Annotated in this window: 15 protein-coding genes and 1 pseudogene; 11 read left to right on the top strand and 5 right to left on the bottom strand. The window is 71.5% G+C overall.

The window, feature by feature from the left end; all coding sequences use genetic code 11:
* Positions 1–167 precede the first annotated feature (167 nt).
* Together acs and ABZ822_RS27700 are read right to left on the bottom strand one after the other, a co-directional pair.
* The gene (acs, locus tag ABZ822_RS27705; RefSeq protein ID WP_360859948.1) at positions 168–2,129 is read right to left on the bottom strand and encodes an acetate--CoA ligase; all 1,962 of its coding nucleotides are present in this window, start codon (positions 2,127–2,129) and stop codon (positions 168–170) included.
* Between the two features lie 134 nt (positions 2,130–2,263).
* The gene (locus ABZ822_RS27700; protein ID WP_360859945.1) at positions 2,264–4,573 is read right to left on the bottom strand and encodes a SulP family inorganic anion transporter; all 2,310 of its coding nucleotides are present in this window, start codon (positions 4,571–4,573) and stop codon (positions 2,264–2,266) included.
* Positions 4,574–4,967: 394 nt separating this feature from the next.
* On the opposite strand from ABZ822_RS27700, the pseudogene ABZ822_RS27695 reads away from it, so the two are divergent.
* Positions 4,968–6,179, top strand: a pseudogene (locus ABZ822_RS27695) (hypothetical protein); the annotation flags it as partial.
* Positions 6,180–6,561: 382 nt separating this feature from the next.
* Here ABZ822_RS27695 and ABZ822_RS27690 read toward each other — a convergent pair.
* Positions 6,562–7,578 carry an ATP-binding protein gene (locus ABZ822_RS27690; RefSeq protein ID WP_360859942.1) on the bottom strand — a complete coding sequence of 339 codons (1,017 nt, stop codon included), beginning with the start codon at positions 7,576–7,578 and terminating at the stop codon, positions 6,562–6,564.
* Between the two features lie 101 nt (positions 7,579–7,679).
* On the opposite strand from ABZ822_RS27690, the gene ABZ822_RS27685 reads away from it, so the two are divergent.
* Positions 7,680–8,501: an oxidoreductase gene (locus ABZ822_RS27685; RefSeq protein WP_360859939.1), complete on the top strand. Its 822-nt coding sequence runs from the start codon at positions 7,680–7,682 to the stop codon at positions 8,499–8,501.
* 393 nt (positions 8,502–8,894) lie between these two features.
* Here ABZ822_RS27685 and ABZ822_RS27680 read toward each other — a convergent pair whose 3' ends face one another.
* Positions 8,895–9,731, bottom strand: coding sequence for an HAD family hydrolase (locus ABZ822_RS27680; protein ID WP_360859936.1), 837 nt, complete (start codon positions 9,729–9,731; stop codon positions 8,895–8,897).
* A 439-nt stretch (positions 9,732–10,170) separates the two neighbouring features.
* Here ABZ822_RS27680 and ssd point away from each other — a divergent pair, with 439 nt between their 5' ends.
* The 7 genes from ssd (at position 10,171) to ABZ822_RS27645 (ending at position 15,551) form a co-directional block, all read left to right on the top strand.
* Positions 10,171–11,349: a septum site-determining protein Ssd gene (ssd, locus tag ABZ822_RS27675; RefSeq protein ID WP_360859933.1), complete on the top strand. Its 1,179-nt coding sequence runs from the start codon at positions 10,171–10,173 to the stop codon at positions 11,347–11,349.
* The gene (locus ABZ822_RS27670) at positions 11,346–12,533 is read left to right on the top strand and encodes a TadA family conjugal transfer-associated ATPase (RefSeq protein WP_360859930.1); all 1,188 of its coding nucleotides are present in this window, start codon (positions 11,346–11,348) and stop codon (positions 12,531–12,533) included. Before ssd ends, ABZ822_RS27670 begins: the two co-directional genes overlap by 4 nt.
* On the top strand, positions 12,530–13,474 hold the full coding sequence (locus ABZ822_RS27665) for a type II secretion system F family protein (protein WP_360859927.1): 945 nt from the start codon (positions 12,530–12,532) through the stop codon (positions 13,472–13,474). The genes ABZ822_RS27670 and ABZ822_RS27665 overlap by 4 nt, the downstream gene beginning before the upstream one ends.
* A gap of 236 nt (positions 13,475–13,710) precedes the next feature.
* Entirely contained in the window at positions 13,711–14,274 is a 564-nt protein-coding gene (locus ABZ822_RS27660; protein WP_360859924.1) for a type II secretion system F family protein, read from the top strand.
* A gap of 122 nt (positions 14,275–14,396) precedes the next feature.
* Positions 14,397–14,600 (top strand): DUF4244 domain-containing protein, encoded by a 204-nt coding sequence (locus ABZ822_RS27655; protein WP_360859921.1) that lies wholly within the window; start codon positions 14,397–14,399, stop codon positions 14,598–14,600.
* Positions 14,587–15,003 (top strand): TadE family type IV pilus minor pilin, encoded by a 417-nt coding sequence (locus ABZ822_RS27650; protein ID WP_360859918.1) that lies wholly within the window; start codon positions 14,587–14,589, stop codon positions 15,001–15,003. The genes ABZ822_RS27655 and ABZ822_RS27650 overlap by 14 nt, the downstream gene beginning before the upstream one ends.
* A gap of 44 nt (positions 15,004–15,047) precedes the next feature.
* Positions 15,048–15,551: an Rv3654c family TadE-like protein gene (locus tag ABZ822_RS27645; RefSeq protein ID WP_360859985.1), complete on the top strand. Its 504-nt coding sequence runs from the start codon at positions 15,048–15,050 to the stop codon at positions 15,549–15,551.
* Positions 15,552–15,784: 233 nt separating this feature from the next.
* Here ABZ822_RS27645 and ABZ822_RS27640 read toward each other — a convergent pair whose 3' ends face one another.
* Positions 15,785–18,307 carry a DEAD/DEAH box helicase gene (locus tag ABZ822_RS27640; RefSeq protein ID WP_360859915.1) on the bottom strand — a complete coding sequence of 841 codons (2,523 nt, stop codon included), beginning with the start codon at positions 18,305–18,307 and terminating at the stop codon, positions 15,785–15,787.
* A 54-nt stretch (positions 18,308–18,361) separates the two neighbouring features.
* Between ABZ822_RS27640 and bldG the strand changes: the two genes are divergently transcribed.
* Positions 18,362–18,703 carry an anti-sigma factor antagonist BldG gene (bldG, locus tag ABZ822_RS27635; RefSeq protein WP_055472740.1) on the top strand — a complete coding sequence of 114 codons (342 nt, stop codon included), beginning with the start codon at positions 18,362–18,364 and terminating at the stop codon, positions 18,701–18,703.
* A gap of 89 nt (positions 18,704–18,792) precedes the next feature.
* Entirely contained in the window at positions 18,793–19,230 is a 438-nt protein-coding gene (locus ABZ822_RS27630) for an ATP-binding protein (RefSeq protein WP_360859911.1), read from the top strand.
* Positions 19,231–20,255 lie beyond the last annotated feature (1,025 nt).

The following is a 20,255-nucleotide window of genomic DNA, read 5'->3' as shown; positions in this document are numbered from 1 at the left end:
GGACACGACGCGAGCACCTGCCGACCAGACTTCCCGGCACACCCTGTCTTCTTGTCGCAACTCTGACGCGACTGCCGCTCAGCTTAGCCGGAACGGGTGAGGGGCGCTCCGCGACGGCGGAGCGCCCCTCACCGGCCGTGACGACCGTCCCCGGGCCCGTCTCCCCGTCAGTCCTCGCTGGCAGCCGACGGGAGCTTGCTCTGGATCAGCTCCATCACGGAGGAGTCCGTGAGCGTGGTGACATCGCCGAGCGTGCGGTTCTCGGCCACATCGCGCAGCAGACGCCGCATGATCTTGCCGGAACGGGTCTTGGGCAGCTCGGCCACCGGCAGGATCCGCTTGGGCTTGGCGATCGGGCCGAGCGCCTTGGCGACATGGGCGCGCAGCTCCTCGACCAGCCCCTCGTCCTCGGAGGCCGTACCGCGCAGGATCACGAAGGCGACGATCGCCTGGGTGGTCTGCGGGTCGGTCGCGCCGACGACCGCGGCCTCGGCGACCTTCGGATGCGAGACGAGCGCCGACTCGACCTCGGTGGTCGAGATGTTGTGGCCGGAGACGAGCATCACGTCGTCGACCCGGCCGAGCAGCCAGATGTCGCCGTCGTCGTCCTTCTTGGCCCCGTCGCCCGCGAAGTACCGGTCCTCGAACCGGGACCAGTACGTGTCCTTGTACCGCTCGTCGTCGCCCCAGATGGTGCGGAGCATCGACGGCCACGGCTCGGTCAGGACCAGGTACCCGCCACCGCCGTCGGGCACCTCGCGGGCCTCGTCGTCGACGACGGTCGCGGCGATGCCGGGCAGCGGGATCTGGGCCGAACCGGGCTTGGTCTCGGTGACCCCCGGCAGCGGGCTGATCATGATCGCGCCGGTCTCGGTCTGCCACCACGTGTCGACGACGGGAGTCCTGTCCCCGCCGATGTTCTTGCGGTACCAGATCCAGGCCTCGGGGTTGATCGGCTCGCCCACCGACCCCAGGACGCGAAGGCTGCCGAGGTCGAACTTGGCCGGGATGTCGTCGCCCCACTTCATGCAGGCGCGGATCGCGGTGGGGGCGGTGTAGAGGATCGTCACCCCGTACTTCTGCACGATCTCCCACCAGCGGCCCTGGTGCGGGGTGTCCGGGGTGCCCTCGTAGAGGACCTGCGTCGCACCGTTGGAGAGCGGGCCGTAGACGATGTACGAGTGGCCGGTCACCCAACCGACGTCCGCGGTGCACCAGTAGACGTCCGACTCGGGCTTGAGGTCGAAGACGGCGTGGTGGGTGTACGAGGTCTGGGTGAGGTAGCCGCCGGTGGTGTGCAGGATGCCCTTCGGCTTACCCGTGGTGCCGGAGGTGTAGAGGATGAACAGCGGGTGCTCGGCGTCGAACGCCTCGGGCGTGTGCTGCTCGGGCTGACGCCCCACCGTCTCGTGCCACCACACGTCGCGGCCCTCGGTCCACTCCACGTCCTGGCCGGTGCGGCGGACGACGAGGACGTTGCGCACGTTCTCCGTGCCGGGGCGGGTCAGGGCCTCGTCCACGGCCGGCTTGAGCGCGGAGGGCTTGCCGCGGCGGTGGCCGCCGTCCGCGGTGATGACGACGCGGGCGTCGGCGTCCTGGATGCGGGTGGCGAGCGCGTCCGCGGAGAACCCGCCGAAGACGACGGAGTGCGGGGCGCCGATGCGGGCGCACGCCAGCATCGCCACGACCGCCTCCGGGATCATGGGCAGATAGATCGCGACCCGGTCACCGGCCTGGACGCCCAGCTCGGTCAGGGCGCCCGCGGCCTGGGAGACCTCGCGCTGGAGCTCGGCGTACGTGAGGGTGCGGGTGTCGCCCGGCTCCCCCTCGAAGTGGATGGCGACCCGGTCCCCGAGGCCGTTCTCCACGTGCCGGTCGACGCAGTTGTACGCGACGTTGAGCCTGCCGTCGGCGAACCACTTGGCGAAGGGCGGGTTCGACCAGTCGACGGTCTCGGTGGGTTCGGTGGCCCAGGTCAGCCGGCGCGCCTGCTCGGCCCAGAAGCCCAGCCGATCAGCCTTGGCCCGTTCGTACGCCTCCGCGGTGACATTCGCTGCGGAGGCGAGACCGGCGGGCGGGGCGAACCGCCGCTCCTCCTTCAACAGGTTGGCCAGGCTCTCGTTGCTCACGGCATCTCCCAATCCCGGGGTGACTTGTTCCCACGCCATAGCTCATCAGTCAGTGGGCCAGGTGACAAGGGTTTCCGGATAAATTGGTTTAGACCTGTTGACATTCCAGGTGAGCGAGGGACGCGCCGGTTCGATCATGCCCGTGCGACGTCCTCCGCCGGCTCCGGCGGCGTCGCCGCGACGGGGGCGAAGACCTCACCGCTCTCGTCGAGCAGATAGGCCTGCGCCTCGCCGACGTGGAAGTACATCCCGTGCAGCTCCAGCGAACCGTCGGCCAGCCGGTTCGCCACCGACTCGTGCGCGGCCAGGTGCTCGAGCTGCTGCACGACATTTGCCAGGCACAGCTCCTCGACGCGGTCGGTCGCATCCCGGCCGGCGATCCGGGGACCCGGCGTCCCCTGCCTGCCGGTCAGCCGTTCCAGGCTGGGCAGGCCGTGCCGCAGCCAGCGGCCCAGCGATGTCCCGCGGTCGTCCGGCATCGCGCCGAGGAGCGCCTTCATCGCGCCGCAGCCGGAGTGGCCGCACACCGTGATGCTGCGGACCTCCAGGACGTCGACCGCGAACTCGATCGCCGCGCCCACCGAGTCGTCTCCGCCCTGCACCACGACAGCCGCGCCGGTCGCCCCGGACCCCGCCGCGGGCGGTGGCACGAGATTCCCCACGTTCCGCACGGTGAAGAGGTCGCCCGGACCACTGGACGTGATCATGCTGGTGACCAGCCGGGAGTCCGCACAGGTCAGGAAGAGCTGAGACGGGCTCTGGCCTTCCCGCGCCAGGCGGGCCAGCTCCTCACGGACCAGGGGAGCGGTGTTCCGCTGGAACGCGCTGAGCCCGCTGGCGAGTTGACGGTTCCCCTCACGGCTCCCCTCGCCCTCGGACCCGGTCGCCGCCGGGGGCTGCGTACAGGAGTGGTTGCGCCACGGGGTCCAGGGCCGGCAGCTGTGCGCGGCCGCGGAGGCCGGCTCCGCGATCCGGCGCCCCCGGCCGGTGATCTCGACCGCACCGCCGTGCGCGGCGTGCGCGTCCTGCCAGCCCTGCAGGGTCTCGTACGCCGCGTGGTCCATGAACGAGCCGTGCAGCTCGACCACCGCGCGCGCTCCGTCCGGCACCTGGCCCAGGACCCGGCTCAGCCGCGGCACCGCCAGGAACGTCAACTGCCCCCGCACCAGCACCCGGTACGCACCCCCGTCCTGCTCCTCGACCGTGATACGGGTGTGCGCCAGCCGGTGCAGCGCCACCGCCACCGCGACGGCGATGCCCACCGCCACGCCCTCCAGGACGCCGAGCAGGACGACACCCGTCACCGTCGCCGCGTACACCAGGACCTCGCGGTGACGCCGGACCGTGCGGATGTGCGTGAGCTTGACCATCTGCACGCCGACCACCATGACCAGCGCGGCGAGTACGGCCAGCGGGATCAGCTCCAGCACGCTCACCAGCAGCCCGGCGGCGAGCAGCACCCAGACGCCGTGCATCACGGTCGAGGCGCGGCTGACCGCACCGGCCGAGACGTTCGCCGTGCTGCGGACGGCGACACCCGTGATGGGCAGCCCTCCCAGGAGTCCCGACACGATGTTCGCCGCGCCCTGGCCCCTCAACTCCCGGTCCAGATGGGCGCGCGGCACCCGTACGTCGGCTGCTCCCTTCCGCGCCGCCGTCATCTTGTCGACGGCCACGGCGGACAGCAGCGACTCCACGCTCGCCACCAGCGTGACCGTCAGAACCGCGGCGATCATCCCCAGTACGGCTCCGTGGGGCGCCTCGGGCAGCGCATGGCTGCGCCAGGAGGGCAGCTCGACCTGCGGCAGGTGCAGACCCGCCACGACCGAGCACGCCGTCGCGAGCGCGACGGCCGCGAGGGCCGCCGGTGCCGTACGCAGGACCCGGCCCCAAGTCCCGGGCAGCCGCGGCCAGAGCAGCAGCGTCGCCACGGTGAGCACGCTGACCGACAGCGCGGCCGGGTGCGGGTTCGCCAACTGGCCGGGTAGCGCCATGGCGTTGGCGATCGCCGAACTCTGCGGGCTGTCGCCGAGCACGACATGGAGCTGGGCGAGGGCGATGGTGGCCCCGATGCCCGCCAGCATGCCGTGCACGATGGCCGGGCTGACCGCCAGCGCCGATCTGGCCACCCGCGCCCACCCCAGGGCGACTTGGGAGACCCCGGCGATCACGGTGAGGGCACATGTGGTGCGCCACCCGTACAGATGGATCAGGTCCGCAGTGACCAGCGTGAGGCCGGCGGCCGGTCCGCTGACCTGGAGCGGTGCTCCGCCGAGCAGACCCGCCACGATGCCGCCGACCGCGGCCGCGACCAGTCCCGCCTGGAGCGGGGCGCCCGTGGCCAGCGCGATTCCGAGCGAGAGCGGCAGGGCGATGAGGAAGACCGTGATCGAGGCCGAGACATCGGCGGGGTGGACCGGGAAGCGGCCGCCGGGCCTCCGCATACGAAAGCCGAAGGACGAACTCCGCGGCGGCGGACCGGATTTCGTTTCGGTCGGGGTGGGCCCGTGCGTCCGCGCGGAGCGGTGCACGGGACTGGGGCCGTCGAGGGGCGTGGGCGAGCAGGCAGACATGGTTCCCGTCTCCTCCGGGGCGGCGCGGTCGCGATCAGGCGGCCGTGGGTCACGGCATGCAGCGGCGGGATGGCAATCCTCAACACTCGGTAAAAGAATCGTAACGCAAAGTAAAGAGTAAAAGTGTGCATGAGGGTCAAAATGCCCTGGAGTTACGTCAATAGAGTGAATATGTATGTTCTTCAGCCTGTCGTACAAATCCTCCGTCTCGGTCATGCGACGGTGTGTCGCGGTGATGTCCGCACGGACAAGGAGGAGAGGTGCTATGGCAGCCCCGAAGAAGGTGCTCCTGGGTGTCGCCACGTCGGCGATGGCCCTGGCGGTCAGCAGTTGCTCCGGTGGTGTCGTCGCCAAGCGGGACCGGAGCGACGAGCAGAAACGTTTCTCCGTACCCAAGGGGGCGGCCGCATCCAAAGTCCGGCTGATCGGCGACGGATCCACGGCCGACACCGGACGCCAGCCCCTCCAGCCCGCGGTCAGCAAGCTGCGGCCAGGTGAACGGCCCCCGCAGTTCGTGGTGTTCTCCTGGGACGGCGCGGGCGAGGACAGCCAGAAGCTCTTCTCGCACTTCCGCGAGGTCGGCAAGAAATACGACGCGCGCATGACCTACTTCCTCAGCGGCGTCTACGTGCTGCCGCACGAGAAGCGCGAGATCTACGCCCCGCCCCAGCACGAGCGCGGCTCGTCCGACATCGGCTTCAACGACGTCAAGGGCATCCGCGACACCGTGGAACAGCTGCGCCTCGCCTGGCTCGAGGGCAACGAGATCGGCACCCACTTCAACGGCCACTTCTGCGGGCCCAACGGCGGCGTCGGAACCTGGTCGTCCGAGGAGTGGAAGAGCGAGATCGAGCAGGCGGAACAGTTCGTGAAGCGCTGGCGGACCAACACCGGCCTGAAGAAGCAGGCGCCGCTTCCCTTCGACTACAGCAAGGAGTTGGTCGGCGGCCGTGCGCCCTGCCTCGAGGGGCAGAAGAACCTGATCCCCGCGGCCAAGAAGATGGGCTTCCGCTACGACGCGAGCTCTTCCGGCGGCCGTCAGGTCTGGCCCGGCAAGATCAACGGCATCTGGAACTTCCCCCTGCAGGAAGTCCCCTTCCCCGGGCGCAAGTTCGAGACGCTGTCGATGGACTACAACTTCCTCGCCAACCAGTCGGGGACGACCAAGGGCGAGCCGTCGCGGCACAAGGTGTGGGGCAAGCAGATGCGCGACGGACTCCTGCGCGCCTTCGACCGGGCCTACAACGGCAACCGTGCCCCGCTGTTCATCGGCAACCACTTCGAGTCCTGGAACGGCGGCACCTACATGCGTGCCGTGGAGGACACCATCAAGCGGGTGTGCCGCAGGGACGGCGTGCGCTGCGTGACGTTCAAGCAGCTCAGCGACTGGATGGACGCACAGGACCCCGCCGTCCTCGCGCGGCTGCGCTCCCTCGAGGTCGGCGAGGAGCCGGCGGAGGGATGGGACCTCTTCATGTCCGACCGCCCGGTCGCGCCCGCGGGCGCCACGTCGTCCGTCACCGAGCGGTCGCCGGGGCGGTCGTCGGGCAAGGGGCCGACGCCCAAGGCCAAATCGTCACCGCACGGCCTGTCCGACCGTCCCCGCTCGCCGGAGGAGCGGGGCGCCGCCAAGGCCGAGAAAGGCACCGGGGACAGGACTTCGGGGCAGCACGAGCCGTCGAAGGCCAAGGGCAAGGCCAAGGCCAAGGGCGAGGCCCGGGCACACGAGGCCGGGAAGGCACCGGCGAAGTCCCGTTCGGCGATCAAGTGGCTGCCGGTCGAGGCCCAGGCGGTCGCGGTCCGTTCGGCGGGGACGCGTCCGGCCAAGGACACGCCGGCCCGGAAGTCCCGGCCATCGGTCAAGCGGGCTGAGGAGCGGGACTAGACGCGGGCGTCCGCTGCGCGGCGGAACCCTCGCCCAGCGTGAAGGCGGGGTCGACCTGGGCCGCCAGGTCGGCACCCGTCTTCTCGTTGCCCCAGCTCTCCGCGTTCTTCAGATGGAAGTGGACCATCTGACGGGTGTAGCGCTCCCAGTCCCGCCGCTCGTACGACGCGTCGGCCGTCTCGAACAGGGTGCGCAGCGCCGCGCGGTTGGCGGGCTCCAGGGTGTCGAAGCGCGGCGGCCGGCCCTTCTCCATCGCGCGCACCCAGTCGGAGTGCCCGAAGGTGACGAGCAGGTCATCGCCCACCTCCTCGCGGAGGAAGTCGACGTCGTCCGGCCCCTGCACCTTGTTGCCGACCACGTGCAGCGAGACGCCGAAGTCGCGGGCGTACGCCTTGTACTGGCGGTAGACGGCGACGCCCTTACGGGTCGGCTCGGCCACCAGGAAGGTCGTGTCGAAGCGGGTGAACATCCCGGAGGCGAAGGAGTCGGAGCCGGCGGTCATGTCGACGACGACGTACTCGTCCCGGCCGTCGACCAGGTGGTTCAGGCAGAGCTCGACCGCTCCGACCTTGGAGTGGTAGCAGGCGACGCCGAGGTCGGATTCGGTGAAGGGGCCGGTCGCCATCAAGCGGACGTCGGTGCCGCCCTCGAGGTCCAACGGGCGGGCGCAGGCCGCGTAGACGGGGTTGGCCTCACGGAGCCGCAGCAGCCGGGAGCCCTCGCCCGGCGGGGTCGTCTTGATCATGGTGTCGGCGGACGCGATCCGCGGATTCGTGCCGCGCAGATAGTCCTTGATCAAGGGAAGCCGGGCGCCCATGGCGGGCAGCTTCGCCGCCTCGTCCTCATCGAGGCCGAGGGCGGGGCCCAAGTGCTGGTTGATGTCCGCGTCCACGGCCATGACCGGGACGCCCGAGGCGGCGAGGTGGCGGATGAACAGTGAGGACAGCGTGGTCTTGCCGCTGCCGCCCTTCCCTACGAAAGCGATCTTCATGTTCACCTAGACTAGGCCGCCCTCCGCCCGCGACAAGTGATCTCCGTGAGGAAGACCACTCCTTCGAGGGGCAGGTCCGCAGGGTGCGTAGGCTCCTGCCCATGGGTACGAATGCCGATCCGCTCGCCACTCTGGCCGGTCTTCCGGGCGTGGCCGACTCCGTCGACTCCGTGCGCAAAGCCGTGGACCGGGTCTACGGCCACCGGGTGATGCGCCGCCGCAGCAACGAGGTCACCTCGGAGGCGGCGCTGCGCGGAGCACGCGGTTCGGCGGCGCTGTCGGGCGCCGACTGGGCACTCGAAGAGGTGCGCCGCCGCAGCGACTTCGGTGGCGAGGGCGAGCCGAGGACGGTTGGGGCGGCGCTGCGGCTGACGGCCGAGGCGGGCCAGTTGCTCGGTGTCTGGCGGCAGTCCCCGGTACGGGCGCTGGCCCGGCTGCACCTGGTCGCGGAGGGCGGGGCGGCGCCGGACGACACCGTGGGCCGGCCGCGGCAGGCGGGCGAGCAGGTCGATGAACCGCTCGTGACGCTTCCGCTTCCGGATGCCGGTGAGGTGGCCGGCCGCCTGGAAGGACTGGCGGATCTGCTGCTCGCCGGGACGGAGGCGCCCGCGCTCGTCACGGCGGCCGTCGTGCACGGAGAGCTGCTGGCGCTGCGGCCGTTCGCGTCGTCCAACGGACTGGTCGCGCGGGCCGCGGAGCGCATCGTCCTCGTGGGCAGCGGACTGGACCCCAAGTCGATCTGCCCGGCGGAGGTCGGGCATGCGGAGCTGGGCTCCGCGGCGTACCTCGCGGCGCTCGAGGGCTACGCGTCCGGTACGCCGGAGGGGATGGTGCGGTGGATCACGCACTGTGGGCGCGCGGTGGAGCTGGGGGTCCGGGAGAGCACGGCGGTGTGCGAGGCGTTGCAGCGGGGTGCCGCCTGAGCCAGGGCTGTTGCCCGTGTCAGGACGGCCGGCAGGGGCGGTGGGCGGCAGTGAGGCCCGCTGTGCGGGACGCCCGGCACCGGAATCGGTGATTCCTGAAACAGAGTTGCGGCGGTACCAATTGGTACCGCCGCTGGCATGTCCGTCCGGTTACCAGTGCGTGCTCGATATTTGCCCATCAGGTCGGGACTTTGCCCGTCACCTGGTGCGGCTGGCCCGTATTCGACGGGTCGGCGTCGCGTGGGTGCCCGACTTCCATGCGCGGTCCGTGGGGCCTTGGTGCGTCAACGGGAAGATCCTCACGGATATCCCTGGTCTCGCGGGCCGTTACGTTCTTTGTACTCCTGCCGCAGATTAAGCGGAAGGGCCGCCTACAGATCTTTACTTTTAACTTCAAATACGGGCATAGGCGGCGCGGCGACGGCTCGCGTACCAGACGAGACCGGCCGTCGCGACGGCCGCACCCACGGCCGCCGCGACGGCCAGATAAGGGCGGGGCGGCATGGACAGCGACGGCACCCGCTGCTTCAGCCGGACCGGACGGTTGAAGGTGAGCACCGGCCACTCGCGGGCGGCGGCCTCGCGCCGCAGTCCCTTGTCCGGGTTGACGGCATGCGGATGGCCGACGGCCTCGAGCATCGGCACATCCGTCACCGAATCGCTGTACGCGTAGCAGCGCGAGAGGTCGTAGCCCTCGCTCTCGGCCAGTTCGGCGATGGCCTCCGCCTTGGTCGGGCCGTAGCAGTAGTACGCGATCTCGCCCGTGAAGCGGCCGTCCTCGACGACCATGCGGGTGGCGACCACGCGGTCGGCGCCGAGCAATTCGCCGATCGGCTCGACCACCTCCGCGCCCGATGTGCTGACAATCACCACGTCGCGGCCTGCGGTGTGGTGCTCCTCGATGAGCGAGGCAGCCTCGTCGTGGATGATCGGGTCGATCAGCTCGTGCAGGGTCTCCGCCACTATCTCCCGCACCTGCTGGACGTTCCAGCCGCGGCACAGGTCGGAGAGGTACTGGCGCATCCGCTCCGTCTGATCGTGGTCGGCGCCGCCGATGAGATAGACGAACTGCGTATAAGCAGTGCGCAGTACGGCCCTGCGGTTGATCAGGCCGCCTTGGTAGAAGGACTTGCTGAAGGTCAGCGTGCTCGACTTAGCAATGACCGTCTTGTCGAGGTCGAAGAAGGCGGCTGTGCGCGGCAAGGAGTGGTTTTCCACGAGGGTGAGCATAGGCGCCCGCCATTCGGCGTAAGCTGTGGCGCGTGGGTTTGCCTGAGAAGGCTCTCGGGTACACCATGGAAGTCACGGATCGTTCGCGACCGTGCTAACCCGGTCCGGCTCCTCCCCCCCCGAGTCGGCCGTGGGGACGACCCCCGCTCTCCCCCCCGGCGGGGGTCGTCGCATGTCCGGACGCATTTTCGCCGTCCATCGCTGATCTCGCCGCCCTTCCGCGCCCGTCGTGGCCGCTGTCGTCGATCACCCTGACATGTCACGGAGCGTGACCGCGAGGGTGCGCAAGGGGAGTCGCCGGGACAGGTGAGCGGGTTATTCACAACCAACGAGTTGTCCACAGTATTTGACCAAGATCCCCACGATTTCACGGCTCGCTGCACGGTGATTCCCCGCGGAGTTCGCGGTGCGAGAGTGCAAGTGAGAGGGGACGGGGACCGTGACGGGATCCACACCATCCGATCCGCGGCAGGTCGCAGGCGCACAGCCGGGCCGGCCGTTGATCGTCACGGAGGACGAGGGACTGCTCGACGATCTGCTGCGCCTGTGCGCGGCGGCGGGCGCGGAGCCGGAGGTCGCTCCGGGGATGCCCGCGGAGCGAGGGCGGTGGGAGGGGGCGCCGCTGGTCCTGGTCGGGGACGACGCGGTGCACCGGCTGCACGGCGCGGTGCGCCGGGAAGGGGTGCTGCTCATCGGCCGGGACCTCGACGATCACGAGGTCTGGCGGCAGGCCGTGGGCATCGGGGCGGACCATGTGCTGCATCTCCCCGATGCCGAGGCGTGGCTCGTGGACCGGATCGCCGACGCTGCGGAGGGCGTCGGCCGCCAGGCCGTGACCGTGGGCGTGATCGGCGGGCGCGGTGGGGCCGGCGCGAGCACGCTGGCCTGCGCGCTCGCCCTCGGCGCGGCCCGCTCGGGGCGGCGCACGATGCTCATCGACGGCGATCCGCTGGGAGGCGGTCTCGACGTCCTGCTGGGCGGCGAGGCGGCAGAGGGCCTGCGGTGGCCTGCCTTCGCCGAATCACGAGGCCGGGTGGGCGGCGGGGCACTGGAGGAATCGCTGCCCGAACTGCACTCGCTTCGCGTCCTGAGCTGGGATCGCGGCGAGTCGGTCGTGGTTCCGCCGGAGGCGATGCGTGCGGTCCTGTCCGCCGCCCGACGGCGCGGCGGGGCCGTGGTCGTCGATCTGCCCCGCCGGGTGGATGACGGGGTGGCCGAAGCCCTCACCCAGCTCGACGTCGGGCTTCTCGTGGTGCCCGCCGAGTTGCGGGCCGTCGCTGCGGCGCATCGGGTGGCGTCCTCGGTGGGGCTGGTGGTGCGGGATCTGCGGGTCGTGGTGCGTGGCCCGTGCGGTTCCGGGCTCGACGACGAGGAGATCGCGCGGCTGCTGGACCTGCCCCTCGCGGGTGAACTTGCAGCGGAGCCGGGTCTGTTGGGCGCCTTCGGTGCCGGTGCTCCTCCCGGGAGCAATGTGAAGGGGCCGCTCGCGACGTTCAGCTCGCGGTTCTGGGCGCAGGCTCTGCCGGATGCGGGTGCCGCCTCGGCCACGGGTGGCGAGCGCTCCCGGAGGGCCTCCGCGGGAAGCGCGACCGGCCTGGGCAGGGGTGTGACGGGATGAGCGTGACGAGTCCTGCGGGTGCCGCCCTGTCGCCGAAGCTGGTGGACGCCGTACGGTCCCGGCTCGTGGAGACCGGCGCCGAACCCACACCGGCGCGTGTGGCCGCCGTGTTACGGGAGCAGGGGCGGCTCCTGGGCGACGCCGAGGTGCTCGGTGTGGTCACCCGGCTGCGGTCGGAGCTGGTCGGCAGCGGTCCGCTGGAGCCTCTGCTCGCCGCTCCGGACGTCACCGACGTCCTCGTCACCGCGCCGGATCAGGTGTGGGTGGACCGTGGTCTCGGCCTGGAGCGCACGGACGTGCGCTTCCCCGACGCCGGTGCCGTCCGCAGGCTGGCGCAGCGTCTCGCAGCCGTCGCGGGGCGGAGGCTGGACGACGCCCGGCCGTGGGTGGACGCCCGACTGCCGGACGGGACACGGCTGCACGCGGTGCTGCCCCCGGTGGCCGTCGGCTCCACCTGCCTGTCCTTGCGGGTGGTGCGGCCACGTGCCTTCGGCCTGGCCGAGCTCGTCGCCGCCGGCACGGTGCCGCCGGGAGGCGAACGGCTGCTCGCGGCGATGCTGGACGCGCGGCTGTCGTTCCTCATCAGCGGCGGGACGGGCTCCGGCAAGACCACGCTCCTCAGCACCCTGCTGGGCCTCGTCGGCCGGGAGGAGCGGATCGTTCTGGCCGAGGACTCAGCGGAGTTGCGGCCCGACCATCCGCATGTGGTGCGGCTCGAAGCGCGCCCGGCGAACCAGGAGGGCACCGGGCGCGTCACGCTGCGGGACCTGGTGCGGCAGGCGCTGCGCATGCGGCCCGACCGGCTGGTGGTCGGTGAGGTCAGGGGGCCCGAGGTCCTGGACCTGCTGATGGCGCTCAACACCGGCCATGAGGGCGGATGCGGGACCGTGCACGCGAATGCCGCCGCGGATGTGCCCGCGCGACTCGAAGCACTCGGCTCGACCGCCGGCCTCGACCGGGCAGCGCTGCACAGCCAGTTGGCGGCCGCTCTGTCCGCGGTGATCCATCTCGTACGGGACCGGACGGGGCGCCGTCGCATTGCGGAGGTGCATGTGCTCGCCCGGGACGGGGCCGGGTTCGTCAGAACGGTGCCGGCGGCGTCGTGGGGCGCGAGTGGATTCCTGAAGGAGCAGGGGTGGGCCCGGTTGGAGGGCCTGTGTGCGCGGAGCGGGGGTGCGCCGTGACCGGGAGCAGTGGACTGACAGCCGGTGGCACGGGAGTTGAAGCAGCCCCTGCCTATGCGGCAGCACTCTGCGCCGGCCTCGCCGTGTGGGCGCTGTCCCGGCGCGATCCGGACCTGCGCAGGGCGCGCCTGCTCTTCGCCGACGCCACGGGGGCCGGGGCGGCCTCCGGCAGGGAGGCGCGTACTCCTTGGTGGGGGACGGCAGTTGCTCGACTGCTGGCGAGGTGGCAGGCCCGGTGGGGCGGGCGGATCGGGCTCGAGTTGTGGTGCCTCCCCGCGGGGGTGGCGCTCGCACTGCTCGGCGAATCCCTGCTGCCCCTGCTTGCCGCTCCGGCGGCGCTGCCCGTTGTGCGGCGGTGGCTGCGTGGCAGGGAGCGCCGACGCGTCCACGAGCGCACGGCCACCGAGGTGATCGAGCTGTGCGCCGTCGTGGCGGGCGAGTTGAGAGCCGGGCAGCAGCCGAACGCTGCGCTGTACGAAGCGGCTGCGGGTCTGAACGGCGGGGCGGAGGCGTCGCTGCGAGCGGCGGCACGTTTCGGCGGGGATGTGCCGCAGGCGCTGCGGAAGGCGGCCCGGCGGCCGGGCGCGGAGGGCCTGATCGGCGTCGCGGCCTGTTGGCAGGTCGCGGCGGACGGGGGAGCCGGACTGGCGGCCGGGCTCGAACGCGTGGCCACCGCGCTCCGCGCGGAACGGGAGCAGCGCGAGGAACTGCACGCGCAGCTCGCCGGTACGAGATCCACCGCTGTGCTGCTCGCCCTGCTTCCGGCCTTCGGGCTGCTGATGGGCAGCGCGCTGGGAGCGGAGCCGTTGCGCGTCCTGCTCCACACCCCGGCGGGCTGGGCGTGCCTGGCGCTGGGCGTCGTCCTCGAAGGCGCGGGGCTGACCTGGACGGCACACATCGTGAGGTCCGCTACCGGAACAGCTCGAAGGGAGGCGGGATGAGGGAGTTTGTCCACAGCCTGGGGGCAACTGCGGCGGTTGTCGTGGCAGTGGCCTGTCTGTACGCGGCGATATGCGGAATGCAGAGGGAGCGGCTCTCCCGCCGGAGGCTGGCGGCTCTGCTGGATGCGCCGGAACCGCCTTCCCGGCTACGGCAGATCGTCCGCGGCCGACTGGGGCGATTGAGCGCGGGAGGCCCGGCGGGCCTGCGGGACCGGTGGCCGCCGGTGGCGGCATGGGTGACCGTATTCGTGCTGGTCGGTGGGGTCCCCGGCTGCATCGCGGGGCTCGTCGCCGCCTTCGGCATACGGAAGTGGTGGAAGCAGCGAACGAACGGCGGCGGGCCGGACGAGAGTGCCGCCGTGCGGGAGCACCTTCCGCTGGCCGCGGACCTGTTGGTGGCCTGCATGGCTGCCGGTGCCGGACCACGCGAAGCGGCCGCTGTGGTGGGGGCGTCGATGGGCGGCCCTGTCGGAGAACGCCTCGCGCAGGCCGCGGCCGAGTTGCGGCTCGGCGGCGAACCTGCCTCCGCCTGGGGGAGGTTGGGCGATCTCCCTGGGGCCCGGGGGTTGGCGCGTTGCCTGGAGCGGTCCACGGCTGCGGGCGTCCCTGCCGTGGAGCCGGTGAGCCGACTGGCCGCAGACTGCCGGGCCGAGCAGGCGCGAGCGGCCACCGCGAGGGCGCGCCGTGCGGCGGTCCTGGCCACCGGGCCGTTGGGGCTGTGCTTCCTCCCCGCCTTTCTGACCGTGGGCGTCGCACCTGTCCTGCTCGGACTCACGAGCGGGCTGCTGAGCGGCGGCTGACGGCTGACGGCCGGCGGAGCAGCGAATGGCGTAGCAGCGAAGGGGAGGGCGGTCGGCGGGCCTTACGGAAGCGCACGAAGCAGCAATGAGCAGTACGAGCAGCAGGACACATGGGGGTTGGGATGTTCACGAAGATCGGTGCCTGGGTGCGAGCTCGGTTCGGGGTTCGGCGGGAGCGGGAGGCTGGGATGACCACGGCCGAGTACGCGGTCGGGACGGTCGCGGCCTGTGGATTCGCCGCCGTCCTCTACAAGGTGGTGACGAGCGGGACGGTGTCCGCCGCGTTGGAGTCAGTCATCGGGAAAGCCCTCGATGCCCAGTTCTAGGCGCTCAGGCCGAGGCGGCCGCGCTGGGTGCTCAAGTCGTCCGGGGCGGCGGGGCGGATCCGATCGCGGATATGTCACGGCGGAGGCGGCAGTGGCGCTGCCGGCCCTGGCGTTGTTCGCTGTGGTCCTGATCTGGGGGCTGATGGCGGCGGCGTCCCAGATTCAGTGCGTGGACGCGGCCCGGGCCGGGGCGAGGGCTGCGGCGCGGTCGGAGCCGAGGGCGGCTGCCGTCGCCGCCGCCCGATCGGCTGCGCCGCGCGGGGCGGAAGTGGCCATCCGGCGTGAGGGCGGACTCGTGCATGTACGGGTCGAGGCGGCTACGGCAGGGCCGGGGCCCCTGTCGGTCCGGCTGCACGCCGAGGCCGCCGCCCTAGCGGAAGACACGGGAGAGGCGGCCCGATGAGACGGCGTGAATCGATGAGGAGGCAGAGGCATCTGGGCGGGCGCATGGGGAGGTTCGCGGCCCAGGACGGTTCCGTGCGCGCCCGTGGGTCAGCGGGACGCTGCGCACGTTCCCCCGACCGGGGCTCCGCCACCGTCTGGACGGCTGTGCTGGCAACCGCGCTCTGTGCGGTGTTCGCGGTGATCCTCAGCCTCGGCCAGGTCGTCGTGGCGCGCCACCGGGCAGGCGGAGCAGCGGACTTGGCTGCTCTCGCAGCCGCCGACCATGCCCTGAAGGGGCAGTCGCCGGCGTGCGACGAGGCGAGGCGTGTCGCGGCGGCTCAGGGCGCCAGGGTGGTGCGCTGCGCGATCATCGGTGAGATTGCCGACCTCACGGCAGAGGCAGTGTCGGGCCCGTTCGCTTCGCGCGTACGTGCGCGGGCGGGCCCTGCCGCTCGGGACATCGATCCGGGCGCATCGCACGGGCCGGGGACGGCTGAGGGCCGGGATCCGCCCGACGCGAAGGACGCCTCCTGTAGGGACTGCACCCATGAGGCCAGCGAGGGGTGACCGGCGAGGAGTTGCCCACTCCGATTGCTGGGCCGCTCCGACCGTGAGGGCACCTCACCCTCCTGGGCAGGCAGACCGTGAATAGGTGGACCGGGACCGGAAGTTCGGGATCAGGCTGTGCGATCCCGCAGTTGGGAACTACGAGTTCGGGCAGTCGAAACCGGCACTTCGGGACTCGCAGTCGGGGCCAGCCACGGCCCTGTCGCCCGGCAGGTGGAGCGCCGCCAGGGAGCTCATTCCCGCGTTGGTGCGTCTGGGGTTTGGTCCTCCGTACCCAGCCCCTCGCCTTCCGCACCAGCCGGTGTCTCCGGGGACGCGTCCGAAAGGAGGGTGGTGAGAAGACGGACGGCGGCTCGCTTGTTGAGCGGTTCGTTGCCGTTGCCGCACTTCGGGGACTGGATGCACGACGGGCAGCCCGCGTCGCACTCGCACGAGGCGATGGCTTCGCGGGTGGCGCGGAGCCATCGCTGAGCGGTGTGAAACGCCCGCTCGGCGAAGCCCGCCCCTCCCGGGTGGCCGTCGTAGACGAAGACCGTGGGCAGGAGGGTGTCCGGGTGCAGGGGCACGGAGACGCCGCCGATGTCCCAGCGGTCGCAGGTGGCGAAGAGCGGGAGGATGCCGATCGATGCGTGCTCGGCGGCATGCAGGGCGCCTCCGAGCTGTTCGGGGGCCACCCGCGCGGTGTCGAGCTGGTCCTCGGTGACGGTCCACCACACGGCGCGCGTGCGCAGGGTCCGGGGCGGGAGGTCGAGCTTCGACTCGCCCAGGACCTCACCCGTGATCAGTTTCCGGCGCAGGAAGGAGACGACTTGGTTGGTGACCTCGACCGAGCCGAAGCACAGGCGTGAGTCGCCCCACGGAATCTCCGTCGTGGTCTCCAGGACGGAGATGGCGGTGGTGTCGCGGGCGGTGGTCGAGTACGGCGGGTTCGCCTCCTCGACGAGGGCCACCGAGTCCTCCAGGTCGAGGCTCTTCACCAGGTAGGTCCGGCCCTGGTGGAGGTGGACCGCGCCGTCGTGGACCGCCGAGTGGGCGGCTGACGCGTCGACCGTGCCCAGCAGTCGGCCGGTGGCCGCCTCGACGACCTGGACGGGCGTGCCGCCCGCTCCGCGGATGTCGGTGAGGTCGGCGGCCCGCTCGCGGCGTGGCCAGTGCCAGGCGGTGTTCCCGCCGGAGGTGCGGCGGCGCAGCAGCTTCCGCTGCTCGAGCTGCGGAACGAGGTCCGGGGCCTCCGGCCCGAAGAGTGCCAGATCGGCCTCCGTCAGCGGCAGCTCGGCGGCGGCCGCGCACAGATGGGGGGCGAGAACGTACGGGTTGTCGGGATCGAGCACGGTGGATTCGACTGGTCGGCGGAAGAGCGCGTCGGGGTGGTGGACCAGATAGGTGTCCAGCGGGTCGTCGCGGGCCACCAGCACGGCGAGGGCTCCTTGCCCCGAGCGGCCCGCCCTGCCTGCCTGCTGCCACAGGGACGCCCGCGTGCCCGGGTACCCGGCGAGGAGTACGGCGTCGAGGCCGGAGACGTCCACGCCCAGTTCCAGCGCCGTGGTGGCGGCCAGGCCCAGCAGTTCGCCCGAGTGCAGTGCCCGCTCCAGAGCGCGGCGTTCCGCGGGGAGGTAGCCGCCTCGGTAGGCCGCGACACGCGCGGGCAGCGAGCGGTCCACGGCGGCCAGTCGCTCCTGGGCGATCAGGGCCATCAACTCGGCGCCGCGCCGCGAGCGCACGAAGGCCACTGAGCGGACGCCCTGGACGGCGAGGTCCGTGAGCAGGTCCGCGGCCTCGGCCGTGGCGGTGCGCCGCACAGGGGCGCCCTGCTCGCCGTGAAGCTCGGTCAGGGGCGGTTCCCAGAGGGCGAACACCACCTCGCCGCGGGGCGACGCGTCGTCGGTGACCTCGGCCACGGGGACACCGGTGAGGCGCGTCGCGGCCTGTGCGGGGTCGGCGGACGTGGCGGAGGCGAGGACGAAGACGGGGTCCGAGCCGTAGCGGGCGCAGAGGCGCCGCAGCCGGCGCAGCACGTGCGCCACATGGGATCCGAAGACACCGCGGTAGGTGTGGCACTCGTCGATCACGATGTAGCGCAGGGCGCGCAGGAAGGAGGACCAGCGGGGGTGGGCGGGGAGGATGCCCCGGTGGAGCATGTCGGGGTTGGTGAGCACGTAGTTCGCGTACTGACGCACCCACTCGCGCTCCTCGACGGGCGTGTCCCCGTCGTACACCGCGGGGCGTACGCCGCTGCCGAGCGGGGCGGCCAGTTCGGAGACGGCACGTCGCTGGTCGGCGGCGAGCGCCTTGGTCGGCGCGAGATAGAGGGCCGTCGTACCGCGCCCGTTGGGGGCTTCCGAGCCGTCCAGGAGGCTGCTGAGGACCGGCGTCAGGTAGGCGAGGGACTTGCCGGAGGCCGTCCCGGTGGCGACCACGACGGATTCGCCGCGCAGTGCGTGTTCGACCGTACGCGCCTGGTGCTCCCAGGGCTGTCCGATTCCGGCGCGCCCGATGGCCTCGGTGACTTCCTTTCGGATCTCCGTCGGCCAGTCCGCATGACGGCCTGCACGCGGGGGCAAGTGCTCCGTATGAGTGATGCGCGCAGCCCGATCGGCCCCAGCGGCAAGCCGGTCCAGGACCGAGCGCGGGGATGGGCGCAGGCCCGCGCCGTGCGGGAGTTGAATGTCGGCCATCGGCAACGAGTGTGTCACTGGCGTGACGGACAATGGGCTGAAGGCGTCGTGCACGCCTGCTGGTAAGTGATTGAATGCCATCGCGGCTGCCGATCCATGGGGGGCGACCGCTCGATGCAAGCTGCTGGAGGATCCGTGGACCTGTCCCTGTCGACCCGGACCGTTGGCGACCGCACGGTCGTCGAGGTCGGTGGCGAGATTGATGTATACACCGCGCCCAAGCTGCGCGAGCAGCTTGTCGAGCTCGTCAACGACGGTAGCTACCACCTCGTCGTCGACATGGAGGGCGTCGACTTCCTCGACTCCACCGGGCTCGGCGTGCTGGTCGGTGGCCTGAAGCGGGTGCGTGCCCATGAGGGCTCGCTCCGCCTGGTCTGCAACCAGGAGCGCATTCTCAAGATCTTCCGTATTACGGGTCTGACCAAGGTGTTCCCGATTCACACCTCGGTCGACGACGCCGTCGCCGCCACCGACTGACGACGTCACCCGTACGGGAGTCACCGGGGGGCTCCGGGCTCTGCCCGGCCCCCCTTGAGAAGCAAGCCCGCACGATCGAGGGGGATGGCATGGCCACCGTTGAGCTGCTGTTCAGCGCTCTGCCCGAGCACGTCAGAACCGCGCGCCTGGTGGCGGCCGCGGTCGCGCGCAGGGCGGGAGTCGACGAGGCCGTGCTGGACGAGGTGCGCCTCGCTGTCGGTGAGGCCTGTACACGGGCCGTGAGTCTTCACCAGAGCAACGCCCTGTCCGCCCCGGTCAAGGTCGTGCTGATCGAGGACGAGAAGAAGTTCTCCATCGAGGTGGGTGACGAGGCGCCGCACGCGATAAGTGCGGCGCCCGCTTCCCACAACGGCGAACCGCCCGCGGAGGACGGCTCCGCCGAGGAGGAGGACGAGATGGGGCTCGCTGTCATCAGCGGCCTCGTCGACGACGTGGAAGTGACCGCCGGGGAAGTCGGCGGTCTCATCCGCATGAGCTGGCCGACGACGCCGGACTCGCTCCCGTAGAGGGAGCGGCGGGGTCGCGGGGTTCGCCTTGCGGCTCACGCGGCGATGCGGGCACTGCTCGCGTCACAGCCGTCCGCGAGCACCATCGGTCGCACACAACCCGCCGATCGGCGACAACGCCGAGTGGCGGGTTTGTCGTGTACGCGTACGGGTGCGCGCGGGGCGGTGAGTCGTTCGCCGTCCGTGGCCCCGGCCCGCGCAGCCGTCCGTACGCCGACGTGGCCCCGGCCCGCAGCCGTCCCGTACGCGACGTGGCTCGGCAGCCGCGCGCCCCGCTGTGCAGCCGTCCGACGCCCGCAGCCTCCGCCGGCTTCCGCCGTGTAGCCGTCCGCGCTCCTCTGCGGCCCTGGTCCCGGCCCCCGCCGCTGTCCGTACGCGACACCCCCGGCTGCCCGGCGGTCGGCTAGCTCGCGGCCTCCGCCGCCCCCGCACACCTGCCGCTCCGGGACACCGCCGCGCAGGCGTCCGTCCGTACGGCCCGGGGCCTCTGCCTCTGCGCCGCCCCGGTGCCCCACTGCTGTCCGTACGCCCCGCTACACCGCCAGGCCCCCCAGCGTCCTCCCACAGGCGGCCGAGCCGCACGCGCTCACCGCGGGTCACGGGTCATCCCCGGTGCTCCGACAACATCCGGCCCTCCTGCACCCTCCGTCCTCAGCGCTCGCGGCCGTCCCGTCCGTCACCGAACGGCCGCCATCCGGAGCTCGGGTGGCCTCCGTCAGCGGGGTGACGCGCCGCCTTCGTGCCCCCGTCGCGCACCGCCGTGCGCCCCCTCGTCACCGCTCTGATCAGGCCGGTCATACGGGTCGTAGATCCTTTTCCGGTGATTCCGTAGATCATTTCCCTGGCGTCAGCACGTTGATCACTTTCCTTCGTCCTGGTGAATTCTGTGAGGGCCGCTTATTTGATCTTCGCTGGTCCGTTCACCGGTCTCGGCGAATTCCCCTTGTCGCGCCCTTTTTTGATCTAGTCCCCCTCCCTAGAATCCGTCCACATCTTGAGCTCAGGACGCCTGAGCGTGGCGGCTG

This window comes from Streptomyces sp. NPDC047108 (assembly GCF_040643575.1).
Classification (GTDB): domain Bacteria; phylum Actinomycetota; class Actinomycetes; order Streptomycetales; family Streptomycetaceae; genus Streptomyces.
The sequence above is the reverse complement of the archived record's forward strand: the minus strand, read 5'-3'. Positions and strand labels throughout refer to the sequence as shown.